This window comes from Enterobacter sp. 01-M-02-SI-ECC (assembly GCF_047530595.1).
GTDB lineage: Bacteria > Pseudomonadota > Gammaproteobacteria > Enterobacterales > Enterobacteriaceae > Enterobacter > Enterobacter cloacae_M.
This window is the reverse complement of sequence record NZ_JBLKCZ010000052.1, coordinates 1-6676: the sequence shown is the minus strand read 5'-3', so window position 1 is coordinate 6676 and position 6676 is coordinate 1. Positions and strand designations below refer to the sequence as shown.

The 6676-nt window shown below is 41.1% G+C and carries 5 protein-coding genes; 1 reads left to right on the top strand and 4 read right to left on the bottom strand.

Going from position 1 to position 6676, the window contains the following annotated elements; genetic code table 11:
* Positions 1-159 precede the first annotated feature (159 nt).
* On the top strand, positions 160-492 hold the full coding sequence (locus tag ACMWLG_RS25020; RefSeq protein WP_042718067.1) for a helix-turn-helix domain-containing protein: 333 nt from the start codon (positions 160-162) through the stop codon (positions 490-492).
* A gap of 197 nt (positions 493-689) precedes the next feature.
* Here the strand turns inward: ACMWLG_RS25020 and ACMWLG_RS25015 are convergent, their stop codons facing one another.
* From ACMWLG_RS25015 to ACMWLG_RS25000, 4 genes are read right to left on the bottom strand one after another with little or no spacing between them, the layout of a single operon-like run.
* Positions 690-1133, bottom strand: a complete 444-nt coding sequence (locus tag ACMWLG_RS25015) for a hypothetical protein (RefSeq protein ID WP_057059098.1) — start codon at positions 1131-1133, stop codon at positions 690-692.
* Entirely contained in the window at positions 1133-3496 is a 2364-nt protein-coding gene (locus ACMWLG_RS25010; RefSeq protein WP_057059099.1) for a hypothetical protein, read from the bottom strand. The genes ACMWLG_RS25015 and ACMWLG_RS25010 overlap by 1 nt, the downstream gene beginning before the upstream one ends.
* On the bottom strand, positions 3493-5043 hold the full coding sequence (locus ACMWLG_RS25005) for a site-specific integrase (RefSeq protein WP_057059100.1): 1551 nt from the start codon (positions 5041-5043) through the stop codon (positions 3493-3495). Before ACMWLG_RS25005 ends, ACMWLG_RS25010 begins: the two co-directional genes overlap by 4 nt.
* Positions 5033-6403 (bottom strand): site-specific integrase, encoded by a 1371-nt coding sequence (locus tag ACMWLG_RS25000; RefSeq protein WP_414763054.1) that lies wholly within the window; start codon positions 6401-6403, stop codon positions 5033-5035. Before ACMWLG_RS25000 ends, ACMWLG_RS25005 begins: the two co-directional genes overlap by 11 nt.
* Positions 6404-6676: the final 273 nt, after the last annotated feature.

Sequence of the window (6676 nt, the reverse complement as noted above, 5' to 3'; positions counted from 1 at the left end):
TTGCCAATATAGATGATTGCAGAAAATATGTACGACTCAGGGTTGGTTACTCTACTATTCATATCACTAAAAAAAGGCTGTTAACTTAGGATTGCTAAGTATACAACAATGACAGATACTTAGAAAATCTAAGCATCCGAGGCCGATGAAGATGATTCAGTGTCAGAAAAAAACCCGATACCAGAACGACTTAAAGAAGCGAGATGCAGGGCGGGACTATCACAGCGCTCTCTGGGGCTACTTATTGGCTTTGATCCCGCATCGGCTAGTAGTCGTATGAATCACTATGAGAAAGGGCGCCATGTCCCCGACATTGATACGCTTCGACGGATGGCGGCAGAGTTAAACGTGCCGTTGAACTACTTTTTTTGTGATGATCAGACGACAGCAGAACTTGCATTACTCATATCCCGAATGACAGAGGAAGAGCGAAGTAAACTTATCGAAGCACTTAAAACGTCTTCAGGTGACAACACTGCTGACAAAAAATGATGTTGTACAAACGCCTGCTAAACTTTTTGAAGGTAACAAAAGTGCAGTGCAATAAACCAAGCAGGGCATTACAGTAGTAGACGCCCTCTGAGAAAATGGACTCTAATGAGTGGGCGTTGAAAGTTGCAATGCTCATCTTTCGAATAGAGCAAGGTGTTTATTCATGAGTTCGTAGTGCGAATATACCGCTATATCTATCATTGATCTTTTTTCCTTTTGTGTAATTCCATGATCAAATGCGGAGCAAGAAGGCTTTCTACCGGTATAACCGTATTGATTTTTACCGATTTGACAATTTCAATCAATGACAAGGTATTCTGTGCTAGTTGTTCGCGAAGCTCTTTATTCTCTTCCTGTAACTGCTGATTACGACCAAGCAAGGCCTGCCGAGTCTTACGGTTCACATACTGCTGTTTTTCTTTGGGACGAAGATTCAGAGGCGATAGTTGTTGATCGACATAGGCTGCAATAAGACGCCTTCGTTCAATGTTACTTAATGTACTTAAGCCACCATTAATGATTCCTTTTGATTTAAGTCTGGCATGTAAGTTTTTAGCTGAAATAGGCGATTTATCAAACCCTTCAATCAACATCAACTGGAGTTCATGCTCTATCTGAGTATCCAATTCTTTACCACGCATTAGTTTTCTTCCTCTTTGTTTTTATGGTGCTCAAGGGCAAATAATTGAGCTAAAGTACGAATTTCACCTTCCACCTTTATCTCTCCAGACAGAATCTCTTGAGCAGAGATAACTTGTAACAAGTTTGAGCGCCTGCGTAATTGATCGCTTAAGGCATCCAGGTGAGTTAGATTTTCTTCGATATTGCCTTGTATTAACTGGTTGTCTGGAAGGGCCGCGATATACTGTTCAAAAGCGAGCGAAGCCTCGTTTAATGCCCGACCTTTGACTGCAATAGTTGAGTATTCATCAATACGACCTGTCAACGTGAAATGCTCACAGGGCTTCAATGCTTGGCACTTCATTCGATAAGGGCATCCCCACAAGTTAACGTCTCTCATGCAGGAGCCCAGTTTTAATGGATGCAATACCGCATGCCTTTGTACCATCTCAGACGCTTGTAATGGCCCTTCATTTTTACTGATTTCCTCGAACGCAGCGGCTATGTCTTCGAATAATCCATCCCCTGACGACGCTTCAATGAAACTAGCAACATCGTTACGATCATCAAAGGTATGCAGGTTTGCCTTTATGTTGGTTTCCAGACTTTGGGTACTATTAAACGTCATTAAACCGCTTTGCTTTACCATATCGAGCGGTGAATCAACGTCAACAGCAGTAAATGCTGACTGCTCCGGTACGGTTGGAACTAAAGGGGTTAGAGAAGCTGCTTTTCGCCGTTCCTTGAGAGCCAGGTGCTGATAATGCTGATTTTGAGTAATATCAACACGCCCCATCAACATCGCTTGTAAGTGGTCTGAGATCTCTGCAATTGCGAGAAAAGTATTAATGTTGTGTCGAGGGATATGCGTGCGGAGCTGAGTAGGGCGGCCGTCATCTTCAAGCAACCTGTATTTGCTGAAAACAGATACATAGCCAGCAACGTTACCTAGAAATTTGTTTAGACCGTTATTATTTAGTGGTAGTGGCGTGGCTTTTAGTTGCAATACTCTCTTTAGAGTCAGTGATCCTTTGGGGAAAAGGAACAATAGCTCTTCATATTTAATCTCATATCTTTTGCCATTTTCTGCCCATGCATGAGTACAGGGAGTATTTGCACTGTTATCACCGAATTCACTTTTAAGAAAATGACTAAGATCAGACTTTGTAAAATATTTTTCTTTTTCATTACCTGATTTAAGGATGACTTTTGCCGGTATAAAGCCACGTTTCTCTAATGCTTTCGAAGCTTTATCACGTAAGCCTGCACGCCCCCGAAGCTCTGATGAGGACTGGACCATGTATTTTACAATATCATCAAGCTCAACGAGTTCACCGGTAATATCACTGATTGGCTTTGGTAAATAATCAGAAAATTTTTTTGATCGTAAATATTCGATATGTTTGCGAGACTCAGCTGTTAGTAACTTCACCGACTTAAATATATTTTCGACCAGAGGTACAGCTAAAGGCTCGACCCAATGCGTTCGTTCGCCAGCCCCCTTAACACCAACATAGCGTATGCCAAGAAAATAATCTGGCAATCCTTTATTCCGCAAACGTTTGCTGAAGTCAGAGTTAACTATATGTCGTTTGACCAAGGCATCCTGTCTGAGATTGAATGCCTCAACAGAACGGAATCCAGTGACGATCAGTAACAGAAGACAATTGAGGGCAATCTTTTCAGTACCGCTTTCAACTCGCTGGATTAACGACACGATATTGAGGAAACCTTTAATGGTAATCAGTGTATCTTCACCATCAGTGGAAGTATCATCCAGCTTGTCTTTTTCTTTTAGTGAGATTGTTTCCCGGGCTTTCCGGGTCAAATTAGTCTGATTGGTATAACAATCATCGGAAACATATTGCAATGTTACTAATGTGAAGGCGTGATGGTTTACTAATTTCTGAATCTTAACACAACGCCCCTTGTAGTTGGCTAGGTTGGTATCACCTGGCCGGGAAGCTGCACTCAGAGTATCCATTGCGCTACGTACGACATCTGTAGTCAGATAGATGGGATGTGTTTGCCCAGTTAACTTAATGAGAGCGCAGTACCATCGTTTCAAAATAATCAGCGTTGCGACAGCAACCGCAGAGGAAATACTGCGATTTCTCCCTCGATAGACGAGTACCAGCATCGCTTTCATGAACAACTGATAAGGCTCGGAGACAGTATGGCGATCATCGATCCCTTTGAGCCGGTTAACCTCATCAAAACGTAATAAATTAGCCCCATTGCCACGTAACCAGCCGGAGCCTTTGATCCCACATATCCAGACAAAGCTATCCCATGATTCTGCAAAATCTGCTGCCAGATTATCTTCGAACCAAGCTTTCTGTTCTATGATAAAAGTCTCAAAGTTCTCTATATTTTTTTTCATTTCCCACAACCTCTGACGTTATGCAAATGACAACGGGCAATCACTGACTTGATTTCTATTTGCGTCGTCTCGTGGACAGAAATTAGTGGATTGAGAGCATTACCAACACTATCTGATACTGCTATCAGCTCATCGACTTCTTTAGAGACGCTATTCAATACGCCCTGGTGATGGCCATCAAGGAAAGGGCGGTAATATAAGCAACCATAGCAGCAACGGACTTCACAGAAGGGGCATTCATCATCGGTTCTCGCACAGCCACCAATCTCATAGTGCAATCGATCACCAACCATACCAACCACGCGTCGACCTTCCCATTCTTTTGAAGGGACCAGTTTCCCAGTAAGCATCATAGCCACCATGTTTTGCCACACAGGGTTAGAACCGAGTGCTTTAGCGCGGATCAATGCCAAGGCTGGGGTCGCACGGATGTAGTGCTTTGCTACAACCAGAGATGAATGGCCAAGAATGTGAGCAATTTCCTCTGCACTAGCGCCCTGCATTGCAAGTGAGTGACCAACGTTGTGACGTAGATCAGTAGATGTGATTGACGGGGGAGCGGCCTCTCCGCGACCAACGGCAGTTTGATATTCAGGGGGACTGAAGTTTAGAATGGCTTGGCTTATAGATTGGGAGACAAAAGCAGGGGCAGACACTCCCATTTCGAACATTCTGTCATGGGATAATAACTGAGCTTTGTCCACATAATGCTTGATTAACGCACCAATTTCCGGAGGTATAGCAAGCAGCAAACGCTCGGTCGTAAGGCGTCTCTGTTTGACGTAAGGTAGTAGAATGCTATATCTAATTAGCCCAGTATGTGTATCACATGTATCAATTCTCAAGTCTCGAACAGATAACTTTGCCAACTGCACGGGACGCGCTCCAGTGGCATAACTTAACGCCAGTACTGCGGTATGTTTTAACTCTTTAATATCATAAGTTTTACCTCTGGCCAATCCAGTTGCTATCTCAAATAAACCTTTAGTTATCATGCTTTTTTCCAAAGGTTCGAGAATATTGTCAATGTCCTGATAAATCTCCCAGTTAAACGCATTTGGTCTAGGTATAAACTCAAGATCCTCATAGTCTTCCAAAGTAAATCCAGGGAACTCTTCACAACAAAGAATCTTCAATCCAAATAATATAGAATAGAAAGCTCTGGCATCGAGAATATCGCCCTCTATATACTTGCGCAAAATAATTAATGTAAAGCCGCCTTTTTCCCGGCAGTAACTTAACGCTTTAGCCCACTGATGTGACAATACTGGCAAGAAAGTTGGGAACATAGTTGATGCATATTTGAAACAAAAATATTTTAATATTGCATTTGACATTTCATCAAGATTAAACTTAACATATCGCCGACTTCCAGAAAAATAAAAAACCCATCTATCTCCCTCATTATGAATATGCGTATCATCAAAATCGTTGCTGGATTTCAAAAAAATCCTTTTAGGAATAACTAATGATTTTATTTTTGAAGAGAGATCCCGCTCATACATCCCAGAACTTTGATGGAACAATATTTTAGATTTAATACCCATCAAACAACCCCTTCATTAAGCAATCGAGTTCAGAATGTTGTTGCAGTAATCTCTTAATATTTACTGCATTGGCTTGCTCAGACATAAACCTTTTTGCGTAAAGGTCAGGCATTTTACTTTTTATACTCCAACCGCCAAGTAAACGAAGCGCCTCTTTCGCTTCGTCCATCACTCCCATAGAAAATGAGTTTTTTACGAAAGCAATATCAGAGTTATTGATTTTTTTATTCTGCAAATGATAAATTTTTTTTAAAGTTAAGTAAGCCCAAGTATGCCGTGTGACATGTGGTGTGAATTTTATTATAGTATCAAAGTGTTCTATAGACTTACATTCAGGATAGTAATGTGAAAAAACCTTATCTATCTCAGAAAAAATTAAATGCACTGCATTATAGGACAACGGTTTATCAGGGTTTTGGCTCGATGCAAATATAAAGTTGTGAGTCAGCGAGGATTTTCTAATTTTTCCCATATAAATCATAAGAAATTCATAATCAAGCTTGTCAAGCTCCAAAACTCGATGTGAGTAATCATTTTTTAATGACGGGGCATGTATTCTTGGATCAGTTATGTTGCTAGGCATGCTAATGATTAAGCTAAATTTATCACCTTTTATACTAGCTTTAACCGATGTGCACTCTAATAATAACAGCTCAGCGACACGCAGCCCATAGTTGAGCATTAACCGCAAAATCAAATAATTACGAAACTGGATAAACCCAGAAGGGAAGGGGTTTAGAAAGTTATTTTTATGTTTTGAATTTGGTACTACTATACGATAAACGTTTTCAACCATATCACCAGTCATACTGCGAAATCCCGGAATGACGCGATAATACCGATGATTACTTCTTTCAAGAGTTTTAAATTCCTCTTTACATATCAGCAAACGAGTATTCAGGCGGGATGCATGACGAGACAATTCTTTAGGTGTTTCATTTCGATAGTAAGGAGATATATAGGTAGCGATTAGGTAGCCTATGAATCTAATCACTGCACGTACTCTGGCGGCATTTGTCACGCTGCTAGAATGTTTAAATGGCAGTGATCGTGGTGTGGAGTTTACTATCCGACCATTTTCTAAATATTGAAAAAAGTCAGCCATCTCATGTATAGCGATTGCAGGGTCATGTCCGGAGAAATAAAAGCTATAGCAGAATGTAGTTCTATGCTTCATGAACCAAAAATCATAAAAAAACTTAATTGCCTGGAGGGAGGCTGATTGAGTTGAGGGCGAGCGATACTCCAGATGGTCAACTACATACCTTAACGGATAAAGTGCGGGTAAACAGAGGGTTACATCCATCAGAATCCAGCGCCGTCGGCCATTTGAACTTACAATTTGGGAAAGTGAGTACATAGATACACCCAACATGCAGAATGAGGTGAAGTAAATGTACGATAGACCTAACGCAATAAAAGGGAGGTATGTCAAAATTCCCAACATGTTGATTTTTGTAGCTGAACCAGTGAATCATGAAGTAATAGACCCATGGAGGTTATTTAACATAATCTTTGTTATGCGCACCTGTATTGTAATGGCTCAATAGTAATGTCCGCCTGTGGCTCAATTCAGATGTCCGCGCTATGGTAAGCTTCACTGGTCCGTTTAAACTACCGGGAGGCATATCAT

Coding starts and splice junctions, on each gene's coding strand:
- ACMWLG_RS25015 (WP_057059098.1), bottom strand. CDS start 1,133: ATGCGTGGTAAAGAATTGGATACTCAGATAGAGCATGAACTCCAGTTG.
- ACMWLG_RS25010 (WP_057059099.1), bottom strand. CDS start 3,496: ATGAAAAAAAATATAGAGAACTTTGAGACTTTTATCATAGAACAGAAA.
- ACMWLG_RS25005 (WP_057059100.1), bottom strand. CDS start 5,043: ATGGGTATTAAATCTAAAATATTGTTCCATCAAAGTTCTGGGATGTAT.
- ACMWLG_RS25000 (WP_414763054.1), bottom strand. CDS start 6,403: ATGTACTCACTTTCCCAAATTGTAAGTTCAAATGGCCGACGGCGCTGG.